30 protein-coding genes and 1 pseudogene are annotated in these 26,088 nt (G+C 63.8%); 12 read left to right on the top strand and 19 right to left on the bottom strand.

All coding sequences use genetic code 11. From position 1 onward, the window contains the following. Window positions 1–6: 6 nt before the first annotated feature. Window positions 7–981: an L-threonylcarbamoyladenylate synthase gene (locus LB568_RS03355; RefSeq protein WP_224729059.1), complete on the bottom strand. Its 975-nt coding sequence runs from the start codon at window positions 979–981 to the stop codon at window positions 7–9. 171 nt (window positions 982–1,152) lie between these two features. Here LB568_RS03355 and LB568_RS03360 point away from each other — a divergent pair, with 171 nt between their 5' ends. Beyond that, window positions 1,153–1,590, top strand: a complete 438-nt coding sequence (locus tag LB568_RS03360) for a hypothetical protein (RefSeq protein ID WP_224729060.1) — start codon at window positions 1,153–1,155, stop codon at window positions 1,588–1,590. Window positions 1,591–1,741: 151 nt separating this feature from the next. Then, the gene (locus tag LB568_RS03365) at window positions 1,742–2,131 is read left to right on the top strand and encodes a hypothetical protein (RefSeq protein WP_224729061.1); all 390 of its coding nucleotides are present in this window, start codon (window positions 1,742–1,744) and stop codon (window positions 2,129–2,131) included. A 100-nt stretch (window positions 2,132–2,231) separates the two neighbouring features. Here LB568_RS03365 and LB568_RS03370 read toward each other — a convergent pair whose 3' ends face one another. The 4 genes from LB568_RS03370 to LB568_RS03385 all read right to left on the bottom strand — a co-directional run bounded on the left by LB568_RS03370 (window position 2,232) and on the right by LB568_RS03385 (window position 6,975). Then, on the bottom strand, window positions 2,232–2,516 hold the full coding sequence (locus tag LB568_RS03370) for an ATPase (RefSeq protein WP_224729062.1): 285 nt from the start codon (window positions 2,514–2,516) through the stop codon (window positions 2,232–2,234). Window positions 2,517–2,625: 109 nt separating this feature from the next. Beyond that, a complete protein-coding gene (gene glyS, locus LB568_RS03375) occupies window positions 2,626–5,004 on the bottom strand; it encodes a glycine--tRNA ligase subunit beta (RefSeq protein ID WP_224729064.1) in 2,379 nt (792 codons plus the stop codon). A gap of 188 nt (window positions 5,005–5,192) precedes the next feature. Next, entirely contained in the window at window positions 5,193–5,591 is a 399-nt protein-coding gene (locus LB568_RS03380) for an endonuclease domain-containing protein (protein WP_224729065.1), read from the bottom strand. Between the two features lie 451 nt (window positions 5,592–6,042). Continuing rightward, window positions 6,043–6,975 carry a glycine--tRNA ligase subunit alpha gene (locus LB568_RS03385; protein WP_031250199.1) on the bottom strand — a complete coding sequence of 311 codons (933 nt, stop codon included), beginning with the start codon at window positions 6,973–6,975 and terminating at the stop codon, window positions 6,043–6,045. Window positions 6,976–7,183: 208 nt separating this feature from the next. Here LB568_RS03385 and LB568_RS03390 point away from each other — a divergent pair, with 208 nt between their 5' ends. Continuing rightward, window positions 7,184–7,645, top strand: a complete 462-nt coding sequence (locus LB568_RS03390; protein WP_224729066.1) for a GNAT family N-acetyltransferase — start codon at window positions 7,184–7,186, stop codon at window positions 7,643–7,645. A gap of 66 nt (window positions 7,646–7,711) precedes the next feature. Here the strand turns inward: LB568_RS03390 and LB568_RS03395 are convergent, their stop codons facing one another. From LB568_RS03395 to LB568_RS03415, 5 genes are all read right to left on the bottom strand, one after another. Beyond that, entirely contained in the window at window positions 7,712–9,487 is a 1,776-nt protein-coding gene (locus LB568_RS03395) for a tetratricopeptide repeat protein (protein WP_224729490.1), read from the bottom strand. Between the two features lie 143 nt (window positions 9,488–9,630). Next, window positions 9,631–10,080: a DUF1284 domain-containing protein gene (locus tag LB568_RS03400; RefSeq protein ID WP_224729067.1), complete on the bottom strand. Its 450-nt coding sequence runs from the start codon at window positions 10,078–10,080 to the stop codon at window positions 9,631–9,633. Further along, window positions 10,077–10,685, bottom strand: coding sequence for a biotin transporter BioY (locus LB568_RS03405; protein ID WP_224729068.1), 609 nt, complete (start codon window positions 10,683–10,685; stop codon window positions 10,077–10,079). Before LB568_RS03405 ends, LB568_RS03400 begins: the two co-directional genes overlap by 4 nt. A 187-nt stretch (window positions 10,686–10,872) precedes the next feature. Continuing rightward, on the bottom strand, window positions 10,873–11,541 hold the full coding sequence (locus LB568_RS03410; RefSeq protein WP_013896708.1) for a GntR family transcriptional regulator: 669 nt from the start codon (window positions 11,539–11,541) through the stop codon (window positions 10,873–10,875). Between the two features lie 109 nt (window positions 11,542–11,650). Then, window positions 11,651–12,667: a polyprenyl synthetase family protein gene (locus LB568_RS03415; RefSeq protein ID WP_224729070.1), complete on the bottom strand. Its 1,017-nt coding sequence runs from the start codon at window positions 12,665–12,667 to the stop codon at window positions 11,651–11,653. Between the two features lie 229 nt (window positions 12,668–12,896). Between LB568_RS03415 and LB568_RS03420 the strand changes: the two genes are divergently transcribed. From LB568_RS03420 to LB568_RS03450, 7 genes are all read left to right on the top strand, one after another. After that, on the top strand, window positions 12,897–13,121 hold the full coding sequence (locus LB568_RS03420) for a DUF2007 domain-containing protein (RefSeq protein ID WP_013896710.1): 225 nt from the start codon (window positions 12,897–12,899) through the stop codon (window positions 13,119–13,121). Further along, window positions 13,121–13,936, top strand: coding sequence for a tRNA1(Val) (adenine(37)-N6)-methyltransferase (locus LB568_RS03425; protein WP_224729075.1), 816 nt, complete (start codon window positions 13,121–13,123; stop codon window positions 13,934–13,936). The genes LB568_RS03420 and LB568_RS03425 overlap by 1 nt, the downstream gene beginning before the upstream one ends. A 79-nt stretch (window positions 13,937–14,015) precedes the next feature. Next, a complete protein-coding gene (locus LB568_RS03430) occupies window positions 14,016–14,879 on the top strand; it encodes a S49 family peptidase (protein WP_013896712.1) in 864 nt (287 codons plus the stop codon). A gap of 141 nt (window positions 14,880–15,020) precedes the next feature. Then, window positions 15,021–15,206: a membrane protein gene (locus LB568_RS03435; RefSeq protein ID WP_013896713.1), complete on the top strand. Its 186-nt coding sequence runs from the start codon at window positions 15,021–15,023 to the stop codon at window positions 15,204–15,206. Window positions 15,207–15,232: 26 nt separating this feature from the next. Beyond that, complete coding sequence (locus LB568_RS03440; protein ID WP_224729077.1) at window positions 15,233–16,132, top strand: 4-(cytidine 5'-diphospho)-2-C-methyl-D-erythritol kinase; 900 nt, start codon at window positions 15,233–15,235, stop codon at window positions 16,130–16,132. Continuing rightward, window positions 16,119–16,673, top strand: coding sequence for a molybdenum cofactor biosynthesis protein B (moaB, locus tag LB568_RS03445; protein WP_224729079.1), 555 nt, complete (start codon window positions 16,119–16,121; stop codon window positions 16,671–16,673). The genes LB568_RS03440 and moaB overlap by 14 nt, the downstream gene beginning before the upstream one ends. A gap of 142 nt (window positions 16,674–16,815) precedes the next feature. Further along, entirely contained in the window at window positions 16,816–17,250 is a 435-nt protein-coding gene (locus LB568_RS03450) for a GFA family protein (protein ID WP_224729080.1), read from the top strand. Here LB568_RS03450 and LB568_RS03455 read toward each other — a convergent pair. After that, window positions 17,240–17,487 (bottom strand): annotated as a pseudogene (locus LB568_RS03455) (hypothetical protein); the annotation flags it as partial. The gene LB568_RS03450 and the pseudogene LB568_RS03455 overlap by 11 nt on opposite strands. 13 nt (window positions 17,488–17,500) lie before the next feature. Next, window positions 17,501–18,022, bottom strand: coding sequence for a glycosyltransferase (locus LB568_RS03460; RefSeq protein ID WP_224729491.1), 522 nt, complete (start codon window positions 18,020–18,022; stop codon window positions 17,501–17,503). Between the two features lie 150 nt (window positions 18,023–18,172). Between LB568_RS03460 and LB568_RS03465 the strand changes: the two genes are divergently transcribed. Next, window positions 18,173–19,327, top strand: a complete 1,155-nt coding sequence (locus LB568_RS03465) for a PA0069 family radical SAM protein (RefSeq protein ID WP_023778642.1) — start codon at window positions 18,173–18,175, stop codon at window positions 19,325–19,327. 130 nt (window positions 19,328–19,457) lie between these two features. Then, entirely contained in the window at window positions 19,458–20,153 is a 696-nt protein-coding gene (locus LB568_RS03470) for a ribonuclease HII (RefSeq protein ID WP_224729082.1), read from the top strand. Window positions 20,154–20,411: 258 nt separating this feature from the next. Here the strand turns inward: LB568_RS03470 and LB568_RS03475 are convergent, their stop codons facing one another. The 7 genes from LB568_RS03475 to LB568_RS03505 all read right to left on the bottom strand — a co-directional run bounded on the left by LB568_RS03475 (window position 20,412) and on the right by LB568_RS03505 (window position 25,994). After that, a complete protein-coding gene (locus LB568_RS03475) occupies window positions 20,412–20,903 on the bottom strand; it encodes a F0F1 ATP synthase subunit B (RefSeq protein WP_224729083.1) in 492 nt (163 codons plus the stop codon). 10 nt (window positions 20,904–20,913) lie between these two features. Further along, complete coding sequence (locus LB568_RS03480) at window positions 20,914–21,513, bottom strand: F0F1 ATP synthase subunit B (protein ID WP_013896721.1); 600 nt, start codon at window positions 21,511–21,513, stop codon at window positions 20,914–20,916. Between the two features lie 64 nt (window positions 21,514–21,577). After that, the gene (locus LB568_RS03485; protein WP_013896722.1) at window positions 21,578–21,802 is read right to left on the bottom strand and encodes a F0F1 ATP synthase subunit C; all 225 of its coding nucleotides are present in this window, start codon (window positions 21,800–21,802) and stop codon (window positions 21,578–21,580) included. A gap of 83 nt (window positions 21,803–21,885) precedes the next feature. Further along, a complete protein-coding gene (locus tag LB568_RS03490; RefSeq protein WP_224729084.1) occupies window positions 21,886–22,644 on the bottom strand; it encodes a F0F1 ATP synthase subunit A in 759 nt (252 codons plus the stop codon). Between the two features lie 56 nt (window positions 22,645–22,700). Continuing rightward, window positions 22,701–23,108, bottom strand: coding sequence for an AtpZ/AtpI family protein (locus tag LB568_RS03495; RefSeq protein WP_224729085.1), 408 nt, complete (start codon window positions 23,106–23,108; stop codon window positions 22,701–22,703). A gap of 256 nt (window positions 23,109–23,364) precedes the next feature. After that, window positions 23,365–24,549, bottom strand: coding sequence for a cell wall hydrolase (locus LB568_RS03500; RefSeq protein WP_224729086.1), 1,185 nt, complete (start codon window positions 24,547–24,549; stop codon window positions 23,365–23,367). A gap of 146 nt (window positions 24,550–24,695) precedes the next feature. Next, complete coding sequence (locus LB568_RS03505) at window positions 24,696–25,994, bottom strand: MFS transporter (protein WP_224729087.1); 1,299 nt, start codon at window positions 25,992–25,994, stop codon at window positions 24,696–24,698. Window positions 25,995–26,088 lie beyond the last annotated feature (94 nt).

The following is a 26,088-nucleotide window of genomic DNA, read 5'->3' on the forward strand; positions in this document are numbered from 1 at the left end:
GGAAAACTATGTCGTGGGCTGTGTGTTGTCACGAGGGGCGGCGGCGCGTGAAAGCCGATCGTTGATGGCTTCGCCCAGCCCATCGAAGGGTATCGGCTCGACGGCGATGGTCCGCGCGCCGCTGCGGTCGAGATCCTGCATGTAGGCGAAGAGATTGGTCGCCGCTTCGCGCAGGTCGCCCGTTTCGGACAAATTGCGGAAGGCGGTGGCGCGTTGCCAGCCCGCGGCCCGCAGGTTGCCGAAGGCGAGCAGGGCTTCGCCCTCGGCGACGGTGCGGGCATCGAGCCGCACCGCAGCCCCTGGCGCATAGTGCGAGGCAAGCATGCCGGGCGCTTCGACGCCGGCGCCGCCACCGCGCAACAGCTCCATGCCGACGGCCGCCTCGATGTCCTCGGCGGCAATGCCGCCGGGCCGGAGCAGCCGCAATCGTCCCGCCTCGGCCTTGACTATGGTCGATTCCAGCCCGACCGGCGTCGCGCCGCCGTCGACCACCAGCCTGATGCGTGCGCCGAGATCGGCCGCCACCGCTTGCGCCGTCGTCGCGCTGATCTTGCCGGATGAATTGGCGCTGGGTGCGGCAAGCGGCCGGCCGAGACGGGCGATGAGGTCGCCGCCAAAGCCCCTAGGCATGCGCAGGGCGATCGTATCGAGCCCGGCGGTGACCAGCGGATGAATGCCGTTGCCGGGCCGCTGCGGCAACACCAGGGTCAGCGGGCCCGGCCAGAACGCAATCGCCAGTTTCTTCGACAGCGGATCGAACAGGGCGATGCGTTCGGCCATCGCCATGTCGGCGACATGGGCGATCAGCGGATTGAAACGCGGCCGTCCCTTGGCCTCGAAGATGCGCGCCACGCCGATGCCGTTCGTGGCGTCGCCAGCAAGCCCGTAGACCGTTTCCGTGGGGATGGCGACGACATCGCCGCCCTGGAGCAGTGCCAGCGCCCGCTCCAACGCCTCGCCGGCGCCAACTATCTCAGCCACTCTCGTCACCTCGCAGATGCCGGCTGCGTAGTACGATGGCGGCTGTTGAGCAAGCCGGGCCGAGAACGGCCTTGGCGATTTATCAATCCCTAAAATGCTATGTTTCCGCGAAAGCCGGTATCAATTCCAGTCCGCTATCATCGCGGCCAGGGCAAAAGGGAAGCGATATCAGTGTCTGTGCGTATCGTACTGGGGATCACCCTGGCGGCTTTGACATGCGGGGCTCAGGCCTCTTCGCTGGTTTTTCCCGGCGCGCCGGCCTCGACGCCCTCCGTCATCATGATGGCAGCCGACGCCAAGGCGAGCGACGTGGTGTCCGTGGTTGCGCTCGGCGAGCCCGATGTCACCTATGAAAAGGTGGCCGCGATCCCGAACGCGCCTGAAGCCCGGCATGGTTTCATGCGGAACCCGATGATCATTCGTGGCGGCGTCGTCGGCGACGCCTTCTCGGCACCGGTGCAAGCAACGGCGCCGGCCGCGGCGACCGCACCTGCTGCTGCGCCTGCAAGCGCGACCGCGTCGGCCGCGCCCGCGCCGGACACGCAAAAGAAACCCGCCGCGCCTGCAGCCGCATCGATGCCCGCCCCCGGGGTAGGCAAGGTCAAGTAGCGGCCGCCCGCCAGTCAACCGGCAGCTTGACGGCGCGCCGGCGCCCTGCGCACCATCGCCGCGCGAATTCGTCCTGGCATATTTCGCCGGTCGACGCTGCCGCATGAATTTAGTCAAGCGGCGCGGGATTCATCGTTCAAAGGGGTTGATCATGAGAAAATCCAAAACCGTCACCATGGCCGGGCTTCTGCTGGCGTCGCTGCTCGGCGCCAATGCAGCGCAAGCCGATGACATGCTGGGGTCCTATGTCGCGCGTATCTCCGACCGCGACCACCAGGCGAGCGATGGCTATGCGCTGGACGGCGCGGCACAGATGGTGCGGCAGGATCGCGCCAACTGGCACAAGTTCCATCGCCGCGACCGTGACGACGAGGCTGACGGCTGGTTCAGGACCAACGACCAGCGCGCTGATCTGCAGCGCATGCTGGAGCGCCCGGGCGCGATGAGTTCCTCAACCAGGCGGGCTATCGTCAATGGCGAGCCGCTGATCCAGGTCGACGTCTACGAAAACAGCGTACGCGTCAGCATCCTGGATGACTGACTGCGTCAGCATCCTGGAGGACTGACAAGTCAGTTGCCGGGAACAGCAAGGGCGACGCTGATGCGCCGCCCTTTCTTCTCGACACAACCGGACTGAAATCTCAGGCCGCTTCTTCCTTGGCGTCGTCGTCTTCTTCGGACTCGCCGTCTTCGGATTCTGATTCGTCCTCAGCGTCGTCGACTTTGGCCTTCACGCTGTCATCGGCGTCGTCTTCGTCCTCATCTTCCTCTTCGCCTTCGTCGTCGCCGTCCTCATCGTCAGAGTGATCGGCGGCCTCGACCGTGGCGGCGGCGGCATGATCGAGGGCGGTTTCGGAAGCGGATTCGATCGCCTCGGCGGCGGCCGGGGTTTCTTCTGTCACTTCGATTTCGTGATCGGAATTCATGGAAGCCTCCGTGGGGTTGGGGAACATGTCCCTTTTGCCACGGAGAGATCATCGCCGTATGACTGTAAGCCGGCTCGAACGGCGGGTTGGAAGATATTTTCGGGGCCGATCAACCAGCGATTTTCGCGAAATCCGCTACCTGACCGGTGGCCGCACGGATGCGAGCCAGCAGCGCCAGGCGGTTGGCGCGCACGGCCAGATCTTCATCATTCACGAGAACATGCTCGAAGAATGAATCAACCGGTTCACGCAACGCGCTAAGCGCCAGCATGGCGGCGGAAAAGTCTTCGTTTTGAATCGCTTCGCCGGCTTGCTTCTCGGCCTGATTCACCGCCGCAAACAGCGATTTCTCGGCATCCTGCCGGAACAAGGCCGGCTCAACGGTTTGCGCGATCGCTGTTTTCTTCTTCTCCTCGGCAGCCAGGATGTTGGCCGCACGCTTGGTGCCGGCGAGCAGATTTCTGCCGTCCTCGGTGTCCAGGAAGGAACCCAGCGCTTCGACCCGGCGCACGATCTGCAGGAGGTCGTCGGAGTGTGGAGTAATGACGGCGTCGATCAGATCGTGGCGTGCGCCCTGGTCGCGGAGGTAGACCTTGAGGCGGTCGTGGAAGAAGGACAAGAGATCGGCGATCAATGGCGACAGCGACGCTTCAAGCTCCATCAGACGCTGGCCGTCAAAGAACTCCCGCTCCTGATCGGCGGAGCCAAAAGTTTCCGAACTTGCCTTGGCCAGCCCACCTTTCAACAAGTTGGAAATCAAGCCTGCTTCCGACAACAGCTGGCTTGTGCCCCTGTAGTCGCGAATGCTGGAATCGAGCATCGCGACGACGCCACGGCTCTCTGCTCCCTTGCCTTTTTGTTCATATACGGCGAGGGCCGAAGAGACTGCGGCCGCGATGGCGATGCCGAGCGAAAGCTTGAGCTTGTTTTCCAATATGACCCTGACCATGCCCAGCGCCGCTCGACGCAGCGCATACGGATCCTTCGATCCTGTCGGCTTTTCGTCGATGGCCCAGAAGCCGACGAGCGTATCCAGCTTGTCCGCAAGTGCCACGGTGACCGACACCGGATCGCTCGGCACGTAATCGGACGGGCCCTGCGGCTTGTAGTGTTCCTCGATGGCCGCCGCCACGGACGGATGTTCGCCCTGGAGCAGCGCATATTTGCGACCCATGGCGCCCTGGAGTTCGGGAAACTCACCGACGACTTCGGTGGTGAGATCGGCCTTTGCGAGAACGGCGGCGCGAGCGGCGAGCGTGGCATCGGCGCCGACGATCGGCGCCAATTCTTCAGCCAATCGCTTGATCCGCTCCACGCGCTCGCCCTGCGTGCCGAGCTTGGCGTGGAACGTCACATCGAGATGATCGAGGCGCGCCATGCGCTGGTCGAGCGGCTTCTTGAGATCGAGGCCGAATTTTGTCGCCGATGCCTCGAGTTGGCCGAGATCAGGCAGATCGCCCTGATCGGTCGTCCAGAAATAGAGGGCGTCGGAGAGGCGCGCGCGCACCACCTTGCCGTTGCCGTGGGCGATCTCCTTGCCGCCATCCGTGGCCTCGATGTTGGCGGTAAGGATGAAGCGGTTGGAAAGTGCCTCGCCCTCGCCTTGCGGGCGTGTGACAAAGCACTTCTGGTTGGCGCGGATGGTCAGCCGGATGACTTCGGCCGGGATGGCGAGGAAAGCCTGCTCGAACTCGCCCATCAGCACGACCGGCCATTCGACCAGCCCCGAGACCTCTTCCAGCAAGCCCTCGTCCTCGACCAGGTCGAGCCCGTTGGCGAAAGCGAGGTTGCGGGCATCGGCGAGAATGATCTCCTTGCGGCGATCGGCGTCGAGTACGACCTTTGCCGCCTCCAGCTTGCTCACATAGTCGTCGAAGCGACGCACGGTGATTTCGCCGGGCGCGAGAAAACGGTGCCCGTAGGTGACGTTGCCGGAGCGGATGCCGTCGATCTCGAAATCGACCACCACCGGCTCCTCGGTTTCCGGTCCGAAGGTGCACAGGATCGATTGCAGCGGCCGCACCCAGCGCAATGAGCCCGGTTTCGCGGAGGCCGGCCCCCAGCGCATCGATTTCGGCCAGGGGAAATTGCGGATGATGCCGGGCACCAGGTCGGCGATGATCTGTTCGGCCGCCCGGCCAGGCTTTGAGATGTGGGCGACATAGAAGTCGCCCTTCTTCGGGTCGGAATGGACATGCGCCTCGGCGATCGAAGACAGCCCGGCCTTGCGCAGGAAACCCTGGACCGCCTGCTCCGGCGCCGTCGTGGACGGACCCTTGATCTCTTCGCTTATATCCTTCGAGCGCGCGGTCAGCCCCCTGACATCGAGCGTCAGCCGCCGCGGCGTCCAGTACTCGCGCGCCGCCTCGTAGGTCAGACCCGCTTCGACCAGACCGTCGGTCAGCATTTTCTTCAGATCACCCGCCGCCTTGCGCTGCATGCGGGCAGGGATTTCCTCGGAGCGAAGTTCGAGCAAAAGATCCGGCATCAGAGTTTCTCCGCCCGCATGCCATTTTCCTGTTTGCGCGTCCTCGCGCCTCCGGCGCTGCGGGCGCACGGCTGGGCGGGGATTTCCTCGGAGCGAAGTTCTAGAAGCAGGTCAGGCATTGGTGGCTCCTCACCCTCCCCTCGATGGGGAGGGTCGGCGCGTCAGCGCCGGGGTGGGGTGGCGGCATCTCAGGATCGAGCGCCTTCGGCGTCTCGCGGGCCAAGGTGTGATTTTCGTTCTTCCACCGCCGCATAGATCGTATCGAGCACGGAATCCAGTTCGTTTTTGATTTCATGGTTCCAGAATCGGACGACGCGATAACCCTCGCTCTCGAACCATTTTGTTCGACGTTCGTCGTGGCGCTGTTGGCCGTCGAAACTGTGGTGAGCGTCGTCGACCTCGATGATTAGTTTCAGCCGGTGTGAGATGAAGTCGGGGAAGTAAATCCCGACCGACGCCTGCCTGCGGAAATGAGTGCCTTCAACTGGAATGCGCCAGAGATGCCGCCACAAGATGCGCTCCTCGTCGGTCATTGCCGCACGAAGCCGTTGGGCGGACTGCAGCTTGAACCGATCGAGCTTCGGCATGAGAAATCGCGCTATCACCCCCACCCGCCGCTTCGCGGCGACCTCACCCATCAAGGGGGAGGTGGAAGGGCATAGCAACTCGGCTGCCTGCTGTCACCCTTTCAACACGGCTATCGCTGACTTCGGCCGATTTCCGGAAATTTTGGCAGTCCTGTCGGGACGAGGCGGCCCCACTCGTCCTTGGGTCAAAGATCTCCATGAACCGAACGCAGCGCTGAAGCGACCTACGCTCAGGCAGGAAACTATTGGCTGAACGACCATGAAAACGGCATCCAGACTTCTGCAGATCCTCGCGCTCAGCGCCTGCTTCACCGCGCAGGCCCACGGCGCCTTCTCGATGCCAGGTGTGCGGCAGGCGCTGCGGACCATGGCTGGCGCCAGCAGCCAGAATCCTGTTGCCGATCGAAATGATGACAGGCGTCTGAAACCAGAGCGGTTCCAGGAATTTTCTTTAGGCCGCCAATCCACCCGCCTGCGTCTTCAAAAACGCCTCGCCGCAGGCCTTCGCCAGATTGCGCACGCGCAGGATGTAGCTCTGCCGCTCGGTGACGGAGATCACGCCACGTGCGTCGAGCAGGTTGAAGACATGGCTGGCCTTGATGCACTGGTCGTAGGCGGGGAAGACCATCCTGTGCATCGGCAAATTGTCGTTCGATGCCGGCGCACCGGCGTCGAGCAACGCCTTGCACTCAGCCTCGGCGTCCTCGAAATGCCTGAGCAGCATCGCCGTGTTGGCGTATTCGAAATTGTAACGCGAATATTCCTGCTCGGCCTGCAGGAAGACGTCGCCATAGGTAACCTTTTCAGCGCCCTCACGGCCGTTGAAATTGAGGTCGTAGATGTTGTCCACGCCCTGCACATACATGGCCAGCCGTTCCAGCCCGTAGGTCAGTTCGCCCGCCACCGGCGCGCATTCGATGCCGCAGACCTGCTGGAAATAGGTGAACTGCGAGACCTCCATGCCATCGCACCAGCATTCCCAGCCAAGCCCCCAGGCACCCAGGGTCGGGCTTTCCCAGTCGTCCTCGACGAAGCGGATGTCATGTAGCAACGGGTCGACGCCGATCGCGGCGAGCGAGCCGAGGTAGAGCTCCTGCAGGTTCGGCGGGTTCGGCTTCAGGATAACCTGATATTGGTAATAATGCTGCAGCCGGTTCGGGTTCTCGCCATAGCGGCCATCCTTGGGACGGCGCGAGGGCTGGACGTAGGCGGCATTCCAGCCCCGGGGGCCGAGCGCGCGCAGCGTCGTTGCCGGGTGAAACGTACCGGCGCCGACCTCCATGTCATAGGGCTGGAGGATGACGCAACCATAGGCCGCCCAGTAATTGTGCAAGGTCAGGATCAGCCCCTGGAAAGAGCGGCTGGGATGCATATGGGCAGGCATTTCAATCGTCACGGGTGGCCTCGACAGCAAAGGCTAGCTTAGCGCCACGTCCTAGAGACACGGCGGCGAAGCGTCAAGCAAGGCGCATCGAGGCTGGGCAGCCTTCGACGTTCCGCGCGATGTTGAAAGCTTTGCCGGGTGCTGGCCCATTGTCGGCCTCGAGAAGCTGCGATCTGTTCGACCCTTACATGAACGACAGGTGCCAGCTATGCCCGGTTCCATCATACTCCGCCCGATCACGCGACAGGACTACGATCAATGGCTGCCGCTTTGGGACGGCTACAACGCATTCTATGGCCGCGCGGGTGAGACAGCGCTAGCGGGCGAGATCACAGCGATGACATGGTCGCGCTTCTTCGATGCCTATGAGCCGGTCCATGCGCTGGTTGCCGAAAGCGACGGGCAGCTTCTCGGCTTGGTGCATTATCTGTTCCATCGCAGCACGACGGCGATCGCACCGAACTGCTATCTGCAGGATCTTTTCACCACGGAGGCCTCGCGGGGAAAAGGCATCGGCCGGGCCCTGATCGAAGGCGTTTATGAGCGCGCCCAGGCCGCCGGCTCGGGTCGGGTATACTGGCTGACGCATGAGACCAACCACACGGCGATGAAGCTCTACGACAAGGTTGGCGAGCGCTCCGGCTTCGTCGTCTACCGGAAGCTGTTCTAAAACGCGTCGCTGCAAACGAGAAAGGGCTCCAAAATCGGAGCCCTCTCGCAATCAAGATAGCCGATATCACCCCTTCGGGGCGGGAACCGGCTCTGGCTTCACCTTCGGGGTTTCCTGCGCCGTGTTGGATTCGATCGGCGGCAGGCCCTTCATCAGCTTCTGCTGCAAGGTGGCCAGCACATCCGGGTCCGGCTTCAGGTCGCGGGCCTGGTTCCACTGGAAGGTGGCTTCCAGCTTGCGGCCGACGCGCCAGTAGGCGTCGCCCAAATGGTCGTTGAGAACCGGGTCTTCCGGCTTCAGCGACACGGCGCGTTCCATTTCGCGTACCGCGTCATCGAACCTGCCGAGGCGGAAATAGGCCCAGCCTAGCGAATCGACGATGTAACCGTCACTCGGCCTCAGATCGACGGCCTTCTGGATCATCGCCAGGCCTTCCTTGAGGTTGGTGTTCATGTCGACCCAGGAATAGCCGAGATAGTTCAGAACCTGCGGCTGGTCCGGCTGCAATTCCAGCGCCTTGCGGAAGTTCGGCTCGGCTTTCGGCCATTCCTTCAGGCGCTCATAGGCGATGCCGCGCTGGTAGAAGATGTTCCAGTTGGCCGAGGTCGGCGTCTTCAGCGCGTCGACGGCCTTGTCGTAGATGTTGGCGGCCGAGCGGAAATCCTCCTTCGAGGAATAGACCCCGCCAAGTGCCAGATAGGCGCGCATGTCGTTGGGATGGGCGTCGACGAAAGCCTTGAGATGCGTGATCGCCTCGTCATGACGGTCGAGATCGGCAAGGTTGAGGCCAAGCTGCAGGTCCGAAAGCTGCTTTAGCGGCGAAGAATCGGGGATGCGCCGATAGAGCGCGATGGCGCCCTCGCCGTCCTTCAACTGTTCGGCGACGGCGGCGAGCTGCACGAGAGCCGCGTCGCTGTCAGGCCGCAGGGCCAGGGCATATTGCAAATAGAGGCGCACGAACGGCTCACCGCCGCCACGGTTGAGTGCGGTGGCGAGATCGAGCAGGATTTCGGAAGCACCGTCGGACGGGCCGGAAACGAAGGGCTCAATCTTGTCACCCTTGGCGATCCTGTCGCGCAAGGTGACGATTTCCAGCTTGCCGGGCGAGAACGCCTCGGCCTGATCGAGCACCGATATCGCCTTGTCCTTCTCGCCCTTGCGGGCCAGGAATGAGGCATAGGCCTGTGCGTTGCGCATCCAGGTTTCGGGAGCCGCGCCGCCGGCGGCCGTATCCTGCATCGTGGCGGCGTAGATCGCCTCCGCCTTCTCGGGCATGTTGGAGGCATCGGCGATCAGCGCGCGGTGGAAGGACTTGAACAGGCCGAACCAGTCCGGCCCCTGCAATTTGTCGATCGCGGCCATTGCGTCGGCGGGCTGGCCCGCACCTTGTTCGGCCCAGCCGGACATGACGCCCGAGATCAGCCGATCAAGATCGGATTCCAGCGACAGCTTGAGCCAGTACTGCGCCTTGGTGAAATCCTTCTTGTGGAAGGAATCGACCGCCAGCGCCAGGCGCGAGAAACGCTCGACGTCGGGCACTTCCTTGAGCTTGTCGGCATAGACCAGCGATTCATCGAAGCGCCCTTGCGCGATCAGCGACAGCATCAGGCTCTGCTGCAGCGCGGTGTCGCTTGGATTGAAGGCCAGGGCCTGCTTGTAGTAGGCGATGGCGCTGTCGAGGTCGTTGTCGCCTTCGGCGATCCGGGCCGCCAGATAGGCGCCAGAGAATGACGAGATCTTGACCGGCTCGGTGGATTGCTTGGCATAGGCCGGCAAAGCCGAGAGCGCCATGCCCGTCACAATTGCCAGCCTTGTCAGCCAGCGCGCACGTCCTTGCTGCATCGTATCCCTTTCAGCCACGCGCCGTCACCGCATCAGCGGAATCGGCGTAGACTCGATCTTTCCGGGCAAAGCATGTCCTTTTTGGGGTCGCGCTTCAATCCGCCTGAAATTCACAATCGGGTCACCCGATTAACAAACCATGGCTAGAAAGGACAGTTTTCCGTCTCGGCGGACCGCTGCAGCCGGGTATCGCGATAATTGCCGGCCGCAACGGTGCTGCACAGCGCGCTCCATTCGCAGCCTTCGCACGCCTTGCGCACGAGGCCGGTTGAAAACGCCTGCCGCATCCGTACCAGCGTGGCAGCGTCGAGATCGAGACGGGCGCCGGCGTGGATCGGCCGGGCCAGCAGATCCTCAACGTCCCGTGCGGCCAGTTGGTCGCGTGCGGACGCGCTGTCGCGCAGGCAGTGCGGCTCGGGCTCGTCGAGCAACGGGGCGCAGATGTCGTCCGGTCCGGAGACGAGGAGGATGTCCTCGCCCCGGCTCAGGCGCTCCGCGATCCCGTCATAGTTGGCGGTGAAGGCGGGGCTGTATCCCTTGCCCACATAGGTGAGCAGGCAAAGGAGATGATGGGCGCGCAGTCTTATCGTCACGGATTGGCTGATCGTCGCGGATTGGCGGGCTTGGTCTTGCCGCGAATCGCCGTGAGCGTCGCGGCACCGAGCGCCGATTTGAGCAAGCCACCGACGATGAACGGCAGGAAGCCGAAGGTGATGGCCTGTTCGGCGCCGATCATGACAGCGAGCCATACCGTTCCGAGCACCAGACAGGCAAGGTTGCCGAGCAGCATGGCGGCGAAGGCGAGCACCACCCTGTTGCCGTTCCAGCCACGTTGCGCCAGCCAGCCGACAAGCGCGCCCACAACCGGGAAGGCAAAGAGATAACCACCCGTTGGCCCGACGAAATACGACGCGCCTGCTGCCCCTCCAGACAGAACCGGGAAGCCGACAGCGCCTTCGACCAGCCAGGCGGCAATGGTGACCGCACCGAGCCGCCAGCCGTAAAGCGCGCCGATAAGCGTCACGGCGAAGGTCTGCATGGTCACCGGCACAGGCACCATCGGCACTTCGATGTAGGAGGACATCGCCAGGAACAGCGTGCCGAGCACGACGGCTCCGACTTGCCAGGCGAGCGAGCGATCCTGGAGCCGGAGCGGGCTGAAGGACGGCTTGCGGGACGCGAATGCGATGTCTGTCATGAGAATTCCTTCGACCGATTCAAATTATAGATAATTTCTGTTTTCGATCTATTATCGAATCCACATTTCCCCGGAGATAGCAAGCCTTGACTGCGCAAAAGCTGCCAAAAGCGTGTCGCGGCGTGCTTCAGGCCTGTTTGTTTTATGCATGTCGTTCACCAAACCGGGGCCTGTTGGACGACGTGCTTCAGCCCACGATGGCAAAGGCTTCGCGCGTTGCCCCTGAGGCCGTCCTGACCGGTTTGCGGCCAATCCATTGGACATGCCGCCCGAGCGTCGCGGCGGCGGATTCGGTGTTTCCCTGCCGCAAAGCGGCCAATATCGCCCTGTGGTCCTGATCGGTCCGCGTCTCCCACTCCGAGCGCCATGCCGCGAACAGGAAGCGGGCGCTGGCGGCATGCAGGTCGTCGATGGTGGCGAGCAGGCGCGGCATGCCGCATGGCGCCAGGATCAGCCGGTGAAAGGCGCGGTTGGCTTCTTCCCACGACCTGACGTCGCGGGATTTGTCGCCGGCCTTTGTCGCTTCCTCGGCGAGATCGAGAATGGCTGATGTCAAATGCGGCGCGGCATGGCGCAGCGCCAGCACTTCGAGGGCGGCCCGCATTTCGGCGACTTCCTTGACTTCGCCGAGATCGAAAGCCGCGACACGCACCCCTCGGCGCGGCTCGCTGACGGCCAGCCCTTGCGCCTCCAGGCGGCGGAAAGCCTCGCGCACCGGAACATGGCTGGTGTTGAATTCCTCGGCGATATGATCCTGCCGAAGCCTTGCCCCCGGCTCGATCGCGCCGGAGATGATGCGGTCCGCCAGCGCCTTGCCGATGCGCACCGCGATGGTGTCGTCCGTGCCCTTTGCCATGTTTTATAGATAATTTGCGACGGGGCGGTTTGTCGAGACGGCGGGAACGGCTTTCACAGATTCTCCCCCGCCGGCACGAGCCAGAGGGAATTCCGTGAAAGACAGCCCCTCAATTCACCCGGCTGATGCAGAAATCGATGACGTCGATCAGCGCCGACTTCTGCGGCGTCTCTTCCAGCGGCGCCAGCGCATCACGGGCGATCTCGCCGAAATGGCGGGCGCGTCCGATCGTGTCGGCAATGGCGCCGTGGCGGGTCATCAGGCCGATCGCCTTTTCCAGGCCAGCGTCATCGACGACATTGTCCTCGATGGCGCGCTTCCAGAAGGTGCGTTCGGCCTTGCTGCCGCGCCGGTAGGCGAGGATGACCGGCAGGGTCACCTTGCCCTCGCGAAAATCGTCGCCGACATTCTTGCCGAGATCCTTGCTGGTGCCGCCATAATCGAGCGCATCGTCGATCAGCTGGAAGGCAAGACCGAGATTCATGCCATAGGAGCGCAGGGCCGCACGGTCGTTGCGGGTCGCCTGGGCGATGACGGGACCGACCTCGGCAGCGGCCGAAAACAGGGCCGCGGTCTTGGCCTTGATGACCGCGAAATGCTCATCCTCGGTGGTCTCGAGGTTCTTGGCGGCGGCAAGCTGCATGACCTCGCCCTCGGCGATGATCGAGGCCGCGCTGGACAGGATGTCGAGGGCTTCCAGCGAGCCGACATCGACCATCATGCGGAAGGCCTGGCCGAGCAGGAAATCGCCGACCAGCACGCTCGCCTGGTTGCCCCAGATCATGCGGGCCGTCTTCTTGCCGCGGCGCATGCCGCTCTCGTCGACAACGTCGTCGTGCAGAAGCGTCGCCGTATGCATGAACTCGACCGCGGTGGCGAGCTTGACGTGGCCCTCGCCGGAATAGCCGAACATCTGGGCGGCGGCGAGCGTCAGCATCGGCCTCAGCCGCTTGCCGCCGGACGAAATCAGATGGTTGGCGACCTCCGGGATCATCTCGACGTCGGAGCCGGCCTTGGACAGGATCAATTCGTTGACGCGCCCCATGTCGGCTGTCGTCAGGTCGATGAGATCCTTGATGGACGCGGGTTCCCGCTTCCCATTTTCGATGTTGAGAACGACACCCACGACAATCACTCCCGTCTTGGTATAACGCGTGCGACGGCACCCTTAGTCCCGGATGGACTCTAGGGCGGCGGATACGGCCACGGCAAGTGGCGAATTGGCGCGGCGTCGATGACAAGCTGTCAACCGATACCAAGCGGACCTACATCGGGCGGGCCGACACCGAGCGGGAGTGTGCCATCGAATCCGCGCGGCCGTTTACATCGGCGCCGCAAACTGAGAGTTTCGCCTGATGATAGAGCTGATCCGCACCAACGACGCCGTCATCATCTCCTTTGTCGAATCGCTGATGCGCGATGCCGGCATCGGCTGTTTCGTCGCCGACCAGAATATGAGCGTGCTCGACGGCTCGCTCGGCATCCTGCCACGGCGCGTCATGGTCGACGCCGAAAAGGCCGACGCGGCGCGGCGCATCCTGACCGATGCCGGCATCGCCAACGAGATACGCGGAAAATAATGTCGGCAGCCCCAGCCGCCCCTGCCCTTGACACCCTTGGCCCGGACACACCGGCCCATACGGTCGACGCCTTCCATCGCGGCCGGTTCTGGCTCGTGCAGCCCAAGCATGGCGGCCATCGCGCCGGCATGGATGCGATGATACTGGCGGCATCCGTACCATCCTCCTTTAGCGGTCGCCTCGCCGATTTCGGCGCTGGAGCGGGAGCTGCGGGCCTCGCCGTGCTGTCGCGCTGTCCGGGTGCGGCGGCCGTGCTTGTCGAGCGCGCGCCGGAAATGGCGGCCTTCGCGGCGGCCACCCTTGCCCATCCCGGCAATGCGCATCTCAGCGATCGCGCGTCGGTGCTTGTCGCCGATGTGACGATGTCGGGCCGGGCACGGGCGGCGTCCGGCCTCGCCGACAATGATTTCGACTTCGTCATCATGAACCCGCCCTTCAATGCCCCCCGGGACCGGGCAACACCCGCCCCCCTGAGGAAGGAAGCCCATGTCATGGAGGACGGGCTGTTCGAAAGCTGGATCAGAAGTGCGGCGGCGGTGGTCAGGCCGCGCGGGGGGCTCGCGGTCATTGCGCGGCCCGAGCAGCTCGGTGCCATCCTCGATGCGATATCAGGCCGTTTCGGCGATGCCGAGATGCTCGCTGTCCATCCTCGCCCCGACGCGGCGGCGATCCGCATCGTCGTGCGGGCGACGCTCGGGGCGCGGGGAAAGCTTGCCATCCGCCCGCCGCTGATGCTTCACGCGCTATCGGGCAATGGTCCTGACGAGCGCAGCGAAATGATCACCAACGGTCTCGCCTCGCTGTTCGGAGATTGAGCTATACCTGGCTACCACATTGCCGTTGGCCGGGGAATCCCTACATGCCTGCAACCCATCGACCGGAGAGCCCACCCACGTGAAACGTCTTTTCAACCGCTTGCTGCCGAAATCCTGGCGCTCCACCGTCGTCACCATTCCGGTCATCCGGCTGCACGGCACCATCATGGCCGGCGGCGGTCCGTTCCGGCCGAGCCTGTCGCTTGCCTCCACTGCCGGCCTGATCGAGAAGGCGTTCTCCTTCGAAGCGCCCGCTGTCGCCATCTCGATCAATTCGCCTGGCGGCTCACCGGTGCAGTCGCGGCTGATCTTCAAGCGCATCCGCGACCTGGCGACCGAAAAGAACAAAAAGGTGCTGGTCTTCGTCGAGGATGTCGCGGCTTCGGGCGGCTACATGATCGCGGTCGCCGGTGACGAAATCTTCGCCGATCCGTCCTCGATCGTCGGTTCCATCGGCGTGGTCTCGGCCTCCTTCGGTTTCCCGGAGCTGATGAAGAAGATCGGCGTCGAGCGGCGTGTCCACACCGCCGGACAGAACAAGGCGGTGCTCGATCCGTTCAAGCCGGAGAAGAAGGAGGACGTCGAACGGCTGAAGGCACTGCAGCTCGAGGTGCACGAGACCTTCATCGATCTGGTCAAGGAGCGGCGAGGCACCAAGCTGAAGGACGATCCGGACCTGTTCACCGGCCTGTTCTGGACCGGCAAGAAGGGCCTGGAGCTTGGCCTTGTCGACGCGCTCAGCGACATGCGCACGGTGCTCAAGACCCGGTTCGGGGCGAAGACCCAGCTCAGGCTGATCACCGCGCCGCGCGGCTTCCTCGGCCGCTTCGGCCTGTTCGGCTCGAGCCAGGGCTTTTCCGCGCCCGATATCGCCGCCGCCGCTGCCAGCGGGGTGATCGATGCGGCGGAAGAGCGCGCGTTGTGGGCTCGGTTCGGGCTTTGAAAACCGCGTAAAACCGTCTAGCATAGGTGCCTTGAAGTCTCGTGCCTGTCGTTTTGCCAAAGCCGAACACATTTTTGGGCGACATGCATTAACCGACCCGACCGGCCGCCTTCGCCGGCCCAGCGTGGGAGGAGTTTTGACATGCCGCAGATCATTTTCTTCACCGTCGTTGGCGTCGCCGCCTATTTCGGCTACCGCACATTCGTGCGCGAAGCCGAGCGCGTGACGGCCAAGGTGCGGCGCACCGAAAAGCAGGCGGCCAACGGCGCGATGGGAACGCTGGTCAAGGATCCCAAGACCGGCGAATACCGGCTGGCCAAGGACTGAGCATCATCCCCCAAACGACTGACGCCGTGGACACCGACATCGGTTCGCGTACCTGGCATGCGCCCGCCAAGATCAACCTGGCGCTGCATGTCACGGGAAGGCGCGCAGACGGCTATCACCTGATCGAAAGCCTGGCGGTGTTCACGCGTTTTGGCGACCGGGTCGAGGTCGCGCTCGCCGACAGCGACGATTTCACCGTGTCCGGGCGCTATGCGCCGGAGGTCCCCCTCGACGCCGGCAATCTGGTGCTGAAGGCACGCGATGCACTGCGAAGAGCGGCCGGACCGCACAAGGCACCGCCTGTCGCCATCAAGCTTGAAAAGAACCTGCCTGTCGCCTCCGGTGTCGGCGGCGGATCCAGCGACGCGGCGGCGGTATTGCGCGGTCTGGTGCAGGCATGGGGTCTGGACATCGATGGCGCCGGGCTAGCGCGGATCGGGCTTTCGCTTGGCGCCGATGTGCCGATGTGCCTGGCGGCCAGGCCGCTGGTCGCGCGCGGCATTGGTGACGAGTTGTCGATGGCGCCGGATGTCTCGGCGCTGGGGCTGGTGCTGGTCAACCCGGGCATGCCGGTCTCGACGGCGGATGTCTTCGCAGCACTTTCCCGTCGCGACAACGAGCCGTTGCCGCCGCTGCCGCGCGGCATCGATTTTCACAGCCTGCGCAACTGGCTGGAACTCACCCGCAACGATCTCCAACCGGCGGCGCTGGCGATACAGCCCGCCATAGGCCGGGCGCTCTCATGGCTCGATAAGGCTGGATCGGGTTTTTCACGCATGTCCGGATCGGGCGCGACGTGCTTCGGCCTGTTCGAGACCGGCAATGTCGCCAAGCGCGCGGCGGCCGAGATCCGCGGCCGCCAGCCCGACTGGTTCGTCGCGGCGACGCGCAGCATCGCATCGGAGGGCGCAGATGGCCAGAACTGACGAAAGCCGTTCCTTCATTCCGGTGCGTATTGCGGTGCTGACCGTTTCCGACACGCGCAGCCTCGCCGACGACAAATCCGGACAGACGCTGGCCGACCGCATCACCGAGGCCGGCCACATCCTGGCCGCCCGCGATATCGTCACCGATGACCGCGACAAGATCCGCGACACGGTGCTTGACTGGTCGAAGGACGCGGCGATCGACGTCGTCATCACCACCGGCGGCACCGGTTTCACCGGCCGCGACGTCACCCCGGAGGCGCTGGAACCGATCTTCGAAAAGCGCATGGACGGCTTTTCGGAAGTGTTCCACCGCATCTCCTACGACAAGATCGGCACCTCGACCATCCAGAGCCGGGCGACCGGCGGCGTCGTCAATGCCACTTTCGTCTTCGTGCTGCCAGGTTCGCCCGGCGCCTGCAAGGACGCATGGGACGGCATCTTGAAGGCGCAGCTCGACTACCGGCATATGCCCTGCAACTTCGTCGAGATCATGCCGCGCCTGGACGAGCACCTGCGGCGCGGCAAATCGGCTCTGTAAAAGCCGAGGCAAGGCGCCGGTTTCACGTCGCGTTTGCCGGGCAAAACGCTGCCCTCGCCTTCGAAAGACCATTCCAAACGCGATGCCGGAGGAAGTACCTTTCGTAGCGGCGGCCCTTGCCGTTGACGATGAGGCGGAAGCGATGACTGTGCATGCCGGCGGATGCCATTGCGGCAACATACGCCTTCGATTTTCAACCGACCTCGACCCCTCGCAAATCGAAGTCCGCGCCTGCCAATGCGCGTTCTGCATCAAACACGGCTCGCGCGCCGTTGCCGATCCGCTCGGACAATTGATCGTCTCGGTCGAGGACCACGCCCGTTTGCACAGATACCGGTTCGGATTGCGCACCGCCGACTACTTGATCTGCCGGGACTGCGGCGTCTATGTCGCGGCGGTCACCACCGATGGCGGGAATGCAAGGGCGATCGTCATCGTCAGTACCCTGGACGACCGGCTGCGGTTCAGCCGCGAGCCAGCCGCCATGGACTATGATGCCGAGAGCAGGCAAGAACGCATTGCCCGGCGACAGGCACGCTGGATGCCTGTGGAGATCCTGTCCGCTTTCAGCGGATGACCGGTTCGCCGTGAAACCGCCGGCGCGAAGGCGCAGATACGCCGAAGCCGACTTCCATCATCAGCCGCGGCGCGCGCGCCGGCACGGTGCCCATGTGGAAGCCGAGGCCAGCTTCGCCGGTCAGTGTCACCGGGCTCTGCTCGCCATAGGCGTCCAGTACCTCCTTGGCGGGATGGCCGACAGTAGGGCTAGCTGATGCTTGAGGGCGCGGCGATTATGGCTGCCCCTGACGTAGACAGCAGCTGCAAAATCACTTGCGGGATTCCTGCTTCGCCGGCGCTACCCAGATCTCGGCGTCGAGTTTCCTTGTCGCCAGGCCGCGTGCAAGCGCCTCGGCACTGCCGGCGTGCTTCGACAAGGACGCTGCCTGCCGCTTGCTGATCACCAATCCGTCGGCCAGGGCACGGTTTCCCGAAAACACCCGCGCCAGGAACGGCACTCGGCTGCCGCGTGCACGCGAGAACCGCGCCGCCATGGTTTGCCGGGCCGTGTGGGCGACGACCGCTTCGGTCCAGCCCTCCACCAGCCTGGCGCCCGGTTCCAGCAGCAACAGCCAGTCGCCCTTGGCCTGCCGGATGCCGGCGGCGACACCGCCGCTCGCCACATAGTGGCAGCCGGCATGCTCGGCGACATGATGCGTCTGGTCGGTGGAGCCGATGTCGCAGACGACGACCTCGCGCACCACGCCCTCGACGGCACCGCCAATCAGCGAGCCGAGCGTGCGGGCGAGAGCCTCCTCGTCATTGCGGGTTTCGATGAGAACACTGAGCATCATCAGCCGAATAGCGGAAAGGTGGACGCGACGCCAGTTCTTGCAGTGCACCATAGAAAGTTCTTGCTTTGTTCTCATCAAGGAAATAGGAATAATTTCATGAGCAGAGCGATTCGACACAACGTGGACAGTCCCTGGGAGCGGGCGAAGATGGAGCCGATCATGCGCGCCGACATTGCAGCCTTCGGGGCAGGACGAGCCGAGATGGCCAATGCGATGATCGAGCAGAGCGGCATGCGCATCCGTCCGGACCGCAACCGTGGCCGGTCAGCGGGCATCAATCCGTCCGGCCGGTTCGAGCCGGTCACCCGGCATGTCTTCGATGATGGCTGGAGTTCGCTGGAGGAACTGCCGCCGTTCAAGACCGAGGTGCAGGTGGAAAAGCCGCGCACCATCATCACCCGCAACGAATCGCCAGACATCTCCTTCGACCGCTCGATCAACCCCTATCGCGGCTGCGAACACGGCTGCGTCTATTGCTTCGCGCGGCCGACGCATTCGTTCATGGGCCTGTCGCCGGGCCTGGATTTCGAATCCAAGCTGTTCGCCAAGCCGGATGCGGCGCGGCTGCTCGACAAGGAACTGTCGAAGGACGGCTACCAGCCACGCACCATCGCCATCGGCACCAACACCGATCCCTACCAGCCGATCGAGAAGCAGTACCGGATCATGCGCGAGATCCTCGAAGTGCTGGAGGCGCGCGGCCATCCGGTCGGCATCGTCACCAAATCCGCTTTGGTGACGCGCGACATCGACATCCTGTCGCGCATGGCCGAGCGCGGGCTCGCCAAGGTGGCGCTGTCGGTGACGACGCTCGACCGCATGCTGGCGCGCACGATGGAGCCGCGCGCATCGACGCCGACCAAGCGGCTGGAGGCGATCAGGCAGCTTTCCGATGCCGGCATTCCGGCCTCGGTCATGGTGGCACCGATCATCCCCGGCCTGACCGACCAGGAGATGGAACGGATCCTCGATTCGGCGAGCGCTGCCGGCGCGCGCGAGGCGGGTTATGTCGTGCTGCGACTGCCGCTGGAGGTCAGCCCGATCTTCAAGGACTGGCTGCTGCGCCACTATCCCGACCGCTATCGCCACGTAATGTCGCTGATCCGCTCGATGCGCGACGGCAAGGACTACGATTCGGAATGGGGCAAGCGCATGAAGGGCGCCGGACCCTATGCCTGGCAGATCGGCCGGCGCTTCGAGATCACCGCCAAGCGGCTCGGCCTCAATGCCGAACGGCGCACGCTGAGAACCGACCAGTTCGTCGCCGCGGGAAAGGACCAGGAGCAGCTGATGCTGCTTTGATCTTTCTTTTTCGCTTGTGAAATCCCGTCCGGCCTGCCCCGGCCAGCAGACGGTGCCCTCCCGGTCCGGCGCCCCACCCGACCCGGAGGGACTTGCGGAGAATCGGAACCGATGCGAACCTCGCCGCAACATGGCTCGCGCGCGTTCTGATTCTCCGCTTCTCTTCGAAATTGTCGAGAAACCCGATTTCTCCTTCGAGACGAAGGCGATGGCCGACGGCCTGTGGCCCGTGGCGGGGATGGATGAGGCTGGCCGTGGCCCGCTGGCCGGGCCGGTGGTCGCTGCGGCAGTGGTGCTCGACCCAGCCAACATCCCCGAGGGCCTCGACGATTCCAAACGGCTCAGCCATTTGCAGCGCGAGGCATTGTTCCTGCGCATTCTCGGCTCCGCGCAGGCGGTCTCGATGGCCTCGATCAGTGCCGAGGGCATCGACGGCAGTAATATCCTCAAGGCGAGCCTTGAGGCGATGCGACGCGCGCTGGTCGGGCTGTCGGTTCGGCCTAAGCTCGCGCTTGCCGACGGACGCGACGTGCCGCCGGGGTTGCCATGCGACGGTCGCGCGTTGATCAAGGGTGACCAGCGCTCGCAATCGATCGCCGCTGCCTCCATCGTCGCCAAGGTCATGCGTGACCGCATGATGTGCGGTTGCGGCAGCCATAACGACCGCTACGGATTCGAGGTGCACATGGGTTACGCCACGGCCCGGCACCGCACGGCGATCGAGGCGCACGGCCCGGTCGCGCGGCTGCACCGCGTGTCGTTCTCGCCGTTCAGGCTTGGCGGCGCCGAGGTGGTTGAAGAAGAGAGTTTGGCCGGCCTGGATTGAGCTTGAGCGCCTAATCTCCCCACTCGAGGGGGAGATGTCGCCGAAGGCGACAGAGGGGATAGGTTCGACGGGGCGCGACGCCCCTTCATATGAAAGATCAGGCCGGCGCATTACGTGAGGCGACCCCCTCTGGCCTGCCGGCCATCTCCCCCTCAAGGAGGGAGATTAGCGCTTCGCCGCCTTCGCCATCCGATGTCCGCACAACAAAAAAAGCCGCCAGGTTGCCCGGGCGGCTTTTTGATTTCCAACGCTGTCAGCTCAGTTGAGCTTTGCCTTCACGTCCGCGAGCGAAGCCTTGAACAGATCGGCCCCGGCCTTGACGTCGACCTTGGCGGCGAGCAGCGCGCGGGCGGCTTCGACGGCAATGTCGACGGCGCTGGCGCGGACTTCGCTGATGGCGTCACGCTCGGCCTGGCCGATCTTCTGCTCGGCCAGCGCGGTGCGCCTGGTAACATAGTCTTCGGTCTTCTTGTGCGCCTCGGCGGCGAGCAGATCGGCCTCGCGCTTGGCGGCCGCGACGATGTCGGCTGCCTCCTGCTCGGCTTCCTTGCGCTTGCGCTGATACTGGCCAAGCAGTTGCTGGGCCTCCTCGCGCAGCTTGCGTGCCTCGTCGAGTTCGCTGCTGATGCGCGTGGCGCGGGCATCGAGCGCCTTGGCGATCAGGCCGGGCACCTTGATGTAGACGGCGATGGCCAGGAAGATGACGAGGGCTATCGTTGCCCAGAGCGTCGCGAGAGATGTGGCGTCCATGATGCGCTCCTCACCGGGCCACGGATTTGACCGCGGCCGCGATCTCGGCCTTGCTGGCCTTGCCGCCGACCAGTGCCTCGACGATCGCCGAAGCGGTATCCTCGGCGATGCTGCCGACTTCCTTCATGGCGTTGGCCTTGATGGAAGAAATGCGCGCCTCGGCCTCGCCGAGCTTCTCGTCGAGCGCGGCCTCGATCTTCTTGCGCGCGGTGTCGGCTTCCGCCTTGGCCGCATCGGCGGCCTGCTGGCCGATCGAGTTGGCGTTCTTCTTGGCTTCCGCCAGTTCCTGCTCGTAAGCAGCAACGGCGGCATCGGCCTCGCCCTTCAACTTGGCGGCCTGGTCGAGATCCTGGCTGATGCGGTCGTTGCGGACATCGATGATGCCGCCGACGCGCGGCACCACGACCCGCTTCAGGAAGAGATAGAACAGCCCAAAAGTGATCGCCAGCCACAGAAGCTGCGACGGGAAGGTCGCAGGATCGAACGGCGGAAATGTGCCGTGCGCCTCCGCAGGCACGCTGGTGCCGGAATGCGTGTCGCCTTCCGTCGCAGCGTGGCTGGTATCGGCTGATGGCGCGGACTCTTGCGCGAAGGCAGATGTCACGAACATGGACTATCCCCAGATATCAGGCCCGCCGCTTGCGCGGCCGGCCTGTCCAATCTTCCCAGTGCTCTCAGCCGAACAGGGCCAGAAGCGCGATGAGAAGCGAGAAAATGCCCAGAGCTTCGGTGACGGCGAAGCCGAAGATCAGGCGGCCGAACTGGCCGTCGGCAGCCGACGGGTTGCGCAGCGCGCCCGAGAGGTAGCTGCCGAAGATGTTGCCCAGGCCAATGCCCGCGCCACCCATGCCCAGGCAAGCGATGCCGGCGCCGATGTACTTTGCTGCTTCTGCGTCCATTTGTTCAACTCCTTTGGATCTGAAATTCCGTTGCGATTTCCATCCGGCGTCAGTGTTGGAAACAGGTGGGCCGGAAACTCTAATTAGTGCGAGGGATGCAGGGCGTCGTTGAGATACATGCAGGTCAGCACCGCGAAGACGTAAGCCTGCAAGAGCGCCACGAGCAGTTCCAGCGCCGTCAATGCCACCGCCATGGCCAGCGGCAGGATCGAACCCGCAATGCCAAGCGTACCCAGCGCACTCAGGCTGACGACAAATCCCGAAAAAACCTTCAGCGTGATGTGACCGGCGAGCATGTTGGCGAACAGACGAACAGAGAGGCTGACCGGGCGCGATACGAAGGAAATCACCTCGATCGGAACGACAAGCACCATCATCAAGAGAGGCACACCTTTCGGCACGAACAACTTCAGGAAGCCAAGGCCATGCTTCATGAAGCCGTAGACGATGACGGTGCCAATAACCAGGATGGCCAAGCCGAAGGTGACGATGATGTGGCTGGTGACGGTGAAGAAATAGGGGAACAGGCCGAGCAGGTTGGCGACCAGAACGAACATGAACAGCGAGAACACGAAGGGGAAGAACTTCATGCCTTGCGTGCCGGCGGCGTCGCGCAACATGTTGGCGACGAACTCATAGGCCATTTCGGAGATCGACTGCAGCCGGCCGGGAACCAGGCTGCGGCTCGACGTCGTCAGCAGCAGGAAGGCCGCGGCAACGACCACGGTCGCGACCATGAACAGTGCCGAATTCGTGAAAGACAGGTCGTAGCCGCCGATGTTAATCGGAACCAGCTTGATGATATGGAACTGGTGGATCGGATCGACCTTGTCAGCTGCCACGTTCTAACCCCGTCAATGCCGCGTACGGCCAAATTATCATTGCCGCGCGAGCGCGGCTATTTGCTGTCGTCGTGGTCAGGGCGCGATTTGTTGCCCTGTCCGAATTCTGCCACAACGCCCGCGGAACGCATGACATTGAGCACGCCGGCGCCAAACCCAAGCAGCAGGAAAACGATCAAACCCCACGGCGATGTCCCCGCCATACGGTCGATGATCCAGCCGATGCCGGCGCCCACCACCACGCCAGCGATGAATTCACTGGAGAGTTTGACCGCCTGGCCGTATCCGGCCGCACTGCCCGCTTTCGCGTCGTCTTTCCCCTCGAGCCGGTTCGGCAGCCTTGTCGCAAGCGATGCTTCAAGTTCACGCCGACGTCGCTCAAGATCGTCGTCACGGATGTCGGGTTCATGCTGGTTGCCGCGGCCGGTTTCTCCGGTTCCGTCTGGCCTGCTTTTCTCGGCCATCGCAACCCCCCTGCCCGGTCAGACCGTCACCGTCCGTCCGCTTGTAAAGTCGCCGGCAACATAGTTAGAGGGTTTGCGCCCGTCAAGCCACGGGCGGAAGTTCATTGCCATGTATTTTAGCCAATAAAATCAATCGATTAGCGAGGTGCGACATCGTGCCCGCCGCAAGGATGGGGATGCATTGCGCGAATCCCCCCGGCAATGGCTCCCTGGTCGATCGCACGGCCGCCCGAAAAAGACCGGCGACCGACGCCACTCAGCTCCAGCCGCCACTATAGGTGCGGTAGAAGATATGCAGGCCGATCTTGGTCATCTTCTGCATCGTGCGCGCCCAGCCCGGATGGACGTACTGGGCGTAGTAATGGGTCGACGATCCGACCTCCGGGATGAATATCTTGCCGGCGGTGACGGCCATGGCGATATCCTGGGCAGTCTTGTAGGCGACAGGATCGTCGATGCGCTTCTTGCGGCCATCGCACGCGAAGGAGAACTGGCAACGGTTGAACCAGCTGTCATTCTGGTAGACGACGCCGCAGATCGAATTGGGGTAGGCCGGGTTGCGGACGCGGTTGAGGATGACCTGGGCGACGGCAGCCTGGCCGCGCACGGATTCGCTCCTCGCCTCGAAGTAGATGCCGTTGGCCAGGCATTTCTGCTCCGGCTTGGAAAAGACGCTCTCAGGCAGCGGGTTCTGGATCCACGAGTGGTCACCCTTGACCATCGGTGGAATGAAGCGGCCGCTGTTGGGCTGCTCGTCCTGCAGCAGGGCTTCGAAGGGTGAGGCCTTGGCATAGTCGGGCTCGGATTGTGCATAGGCCGTCGCCAGCACATCCGGATGATCATTGTTGACCAGGGCGGCAAGCATGGCCGGCACGCCGGGATCAGGCTTCTTGTCCTCACGCGCATGGAACGCTGCGGCGATCTGGATCTCCTTGCCTTTGATCTGCGGCTTGGCGAAGGCCATCTTCAGGTCGCTGTCCATGCTGGGCCGCATCAAGGACGAGGTCCGCTGGAAGATCGATCCGGCGTTGAAGTTCTTCGGCGGGGCAACGGGAGAGACCTGGACGATACGGCCCTTCTTGTCGGCGCGCACGACGCGATCCTCGTCGGGCGTGGCGCTGACCTTGCCGCCCTTGCCGCGAAACGACACGTTGCCGACGCCGGCCAGATGAATACCAGATCCGGAGATCGAACCGGTGACGTCGGAATCGATGAATGGCATCTCGGCAGCGTGAACCGAGCCGGCGACGGATTTTTCGACGTAGGAATTCCAGCGCGCGGTGGGCGCTTCCAGGCCAGACACAAGGCTTGTCATGTCCTGGTAGGCGGCGAGGGTCGGGAAGCCGATCCAGATGCCGAGACCGATGATGAACGGAGACACGAGGCTGCGTTTTCTCTCACCGGCGACGGCTGCCAGCCGCTTCAACAGACGTCGATGCACGGAACTCTCTCCAGGAACGCTACTGACCCCACTGGAGAGCAAAATGATGCATTAACCTTGATGGGACGTTAACGGGATCGATCGGGTTGTCCCAGTCTCCTCAGGGTCGTGGCGCCGAAGTCGGGCGGTTTTGCGGCAGGTGTTCCTCAGGCTTGCCGCAGGAAGATCGGCCAGGCGATCAGCGCGCAGATGGCGGCCGACAGCCAGACGCCGGACCAAGACCAGAGATGCAGCAGCCCGGGAATGGCCACCGGCACCAGGAAGAAGCCGACGAAAACAAATGTGTTGGCAAGGCTGAGCGCGGTTCCGACATGGCCGGCGCCCGCCAGCGTGGCAAGCTCGGTGTAGGCGACGCCATGCCAGGCCGAAACCGAGATGCCCGCGACAATCAGCACCAGGGGAAGGGCAGCGATCAGGAAGGATTGGCCGCCCGGCATGGCGGGGCTGGCCAGGACCAGCACCCAGAGGATTGCGAAGGCGAGTGCGCTGAGCGCACTGCATGAGCGCAGAAACTGGCGGCGGTTGCCATGGCGGTCGGTGAAGCGGCCGCTCCAGACGCGCATGACCATGGCACCCGTCTGCACCGCGGCGAGGCTGGCGCTGATCGCTGCCGTTCCCAGCCTGGCGAAATCGTGCAGGAACACCGAGGCGAATGTGAGCACCGCCACCTGCGGGAAGCAGAGCAGGCCAATGGCGGTGGCGATCCGCCAGACCTCGATGTTGCGCAATGGCGCCGGTCCGGCCCCAGCCGATGAAGAGATGTGGCCCGCATCCGTTGTCGGCGGCTCGTGCAGCCACCGCCAGGCGAACAGGGCGGAAAGAGCGGATGCCGCCGCCAGCAGCCCGAACACGGCGGCAAAGCCGAAGGTAAGCGCAAGCGACGGCAACACAAGTGCGCCGAGGCCGCCGCCAAGCGGCACCGCCGTCTGCCTTATGCTCATGGCAAAGCCGCGTTCGCTTTCCCGGAACCAGGCCATGATGGCGCGGCCGCTCGAACCGTTGACGCTGCCGCCGAGCAGTCCCGCGAAGAGCAGGCTCGCCGACAGGAGCGTGACATCGGGGATGCCAGCCCTGGTTGGCACGACGAGCATCGCCATGGCGAACAACCATGCCGCCGTCGCGCCGAGCCCGATCAGAAGCACGCGGCGATCGCCCCAGCGGTCGGTGAGCAGGCCCCATGGCAGCTCGCTGAGTGCAACGCCCAGCCCGAGAAGGCCGAGCGCCACGCCGAGTTGCGCATTGCTCAAGTGATAGCCCTGGCGAAGCACGACGGCTGTTGCAGGTATGCCGGAGAAGGTCGCCGAGAAACTGGCATTCGCGGCGACGCCGATGCCGAGAACCTTCCAGCGATGACCAGGACCGAATACCCTCCCCGCGGGACCGGCGGCCCTGTCTTTCAGGATTTGTGCTGGCTGTTGATCGGCGCAGTCGACGATGGCGGACATGGTTCTATTCCCGTGGCGGCCAGCGCTGCCGGCCTTGACGGGTTCTATCTATCGCCATAGATCAGTCCTTAAAATCAGGAAGTTTTTGACACAC

Source organism: Mesorhizobium sp. B263B2A, assembly GCF_020165775.1.
Taxonomy (GTDB): Bacteria; Pseudomonadota; Alphaproteobacteria; order Rhizobiales; family Rhizobiaceae; genus Mesorhizobium; species Mesorhizobium opportunistum.

What these genes read in the sequence shown, in the direction of transcription:
- LB568_RS03365 (WP_224729061.1), top strand. Translation starts at nt 1,742, where the DNA reads ATGAGAAAATCCAAAACCGTCACCATGGCCGGGCTTCTGCTGGCGTCG.
- LB568_RS03370 (WP_224729062.1), bottom strand. Translation starts at nt 2,516, where the DNA reads ATGAATTCCGATCACGAAATCGAAGTGACAGAAGAAACCCCGGCCGCC.
- glyS (WP_224729064.1), bottom strand. Translation starts at nt 5,004, where the DNA reads ATGCCGGATCTTTTGCTCGAACTTCGCTCCGAGGAAATCCCTGCCCGC.
- LB568_RS03380 (WP_224729065.1), bottom strand. Translation starts at nt 5,591, where the DNA reads ATGCCGAAGCTCGATCGGTTCAAGCTGCAGTCCGCCCAACGGCTTCGT.
- LB568_RS03385 (WP_031250199.1), bottom strand. Translation starts at nt 6,975, where the DNA reads ATGCCTGCCCATATGCATCCCAGCCGCTCTTTCCAGGGGCTGATCCTG.
- LB568_RS03390 (WP_224729066.1), top strand. Translation starts at nt 7,184, where the DNA reads ATGCCCGGTTCCATCATACTCCGCCCGATCACGCGACAGGACTACGAT.
- LB568_RS03395 (WP_224729490.1), bottom strand. Translation starts at nt 9,487, where the DNA reads ATGCAGCAAGGACGTGCGCGCTGGCTGACAAGGCTGGCAATTGTGACG.
- LB568_RS03405 (WP_224729068.1), bottom strand. Translation starts at nt 10,685, where the DNA reads ATGACAGACATCGCATTCGCGTCCCGCAAGCCGTCCTTCAGCCCGCTC.
- LB568_RS03410 (WP_013896708.1), bottom strand. Translation starts at nt 11,541, where the DNA reads ATGGCAAAGGGCACGGACGACACCATCGCGGTGCGCATCGGCAAGGCG.
- LB568_RS03420 (WP_013896710.1), top strand. Translation starts at nt 12,897, where the DNA reads ATGATAGAGCTGATCCGCACCAACGACGCCGTCATCATCTCCTTTGTC.
- LB568_RS03425 (WP_224729075.1), top strand. Translation starts at nt 13,121, where the DNA reads ATGTCGGCAGCCCCAGCCGCCCCTGCCCTTGACACCCTTGGCCCGGAC.
- LB568_RS03435 (WP_013896713.1), top strand. Translation starts at nt 15,021, where the DNA reads ATGCCGCAGATCATTTTCTTCACCGTCGTTGGCGTCGCCGCCTATTTC.
- moaB (WP_224729079.1), top strand. Translation starts at nt 16,119, where the DNA reads ATGGCCAGAACTGACGAAAGCCGTTCCTTCATTCCGGTGCGTATTGCG.
- LB568_RS03450 (WP_224729080.1), top strand. Translation starts at nt 16,816, where the DNA reads ATGACTGTGCATGCCGGCGGATGCCATTGCGGCAACATACGCCTTCGA.
- LB568_RS03460 (WP_224729491.1), bottom strand. Translation starts at nt 18,022, where the DNA reads ATGCTCAGTGTTCTCATCGAAACCCGCAATGACGAGGAGGCTCTCGCC.
- LB568_RS03465 (WP_023778642.1), top strand. Translation starts at nt 18,173, where the DNA reads ATGGAGCCGATCATGCGCGCCGACATTGCAGCCTTCGGGGCAGGACGA.
- LB568_RS03470 (WP_224729082.1), top strand. Translation starts at nt 19,458, where the DNA reads ATGGCTCGCGCGCGTTCTGATTCTCCGCTTCTCTTCGAAATTGTCGAG.
- LB568_RS03475 (WP_224729083.1), bottom strand. Translation starts at nt 20,903, where the DNA reads ATGGACGCCACATCTCTCGCGACGCTCTGGGCAACGATAGCCCTCGTC.
- LB568_RS03480 (WP_013896721.1), bottom strand. Translation starts at nt 21,513, where the DNA reads ATGTTCGTGACATCTGCCTTCGCGCAAGAGTCCGCGCCATCAGCCGAT.
- LB568_RS03485 (WP_013896722.1), bottom strand. Translation starts at nt 21,802, where the DNA reads ATGGACGCAGAAGCAGCAAAGTACATCGGCGCCGGCATCGCTTGCCTG.
- LB568_RS03495 (WP_224729085.1), bottom strand. Translation starts at nt 23,108, where the DNA reads ATGGCCGAGAAAAGCAGGCCAGACGGAACCGGAGAAACCGGCCGCGGC.
- LB568_RS03505 (WP_224729087.1), bottom strand. Translation starts at nt 25,994, where the DNA reads ATGTCCGCCATCGTCGACTGCGCCGATCAACAGCCAGCACAAATCCTG.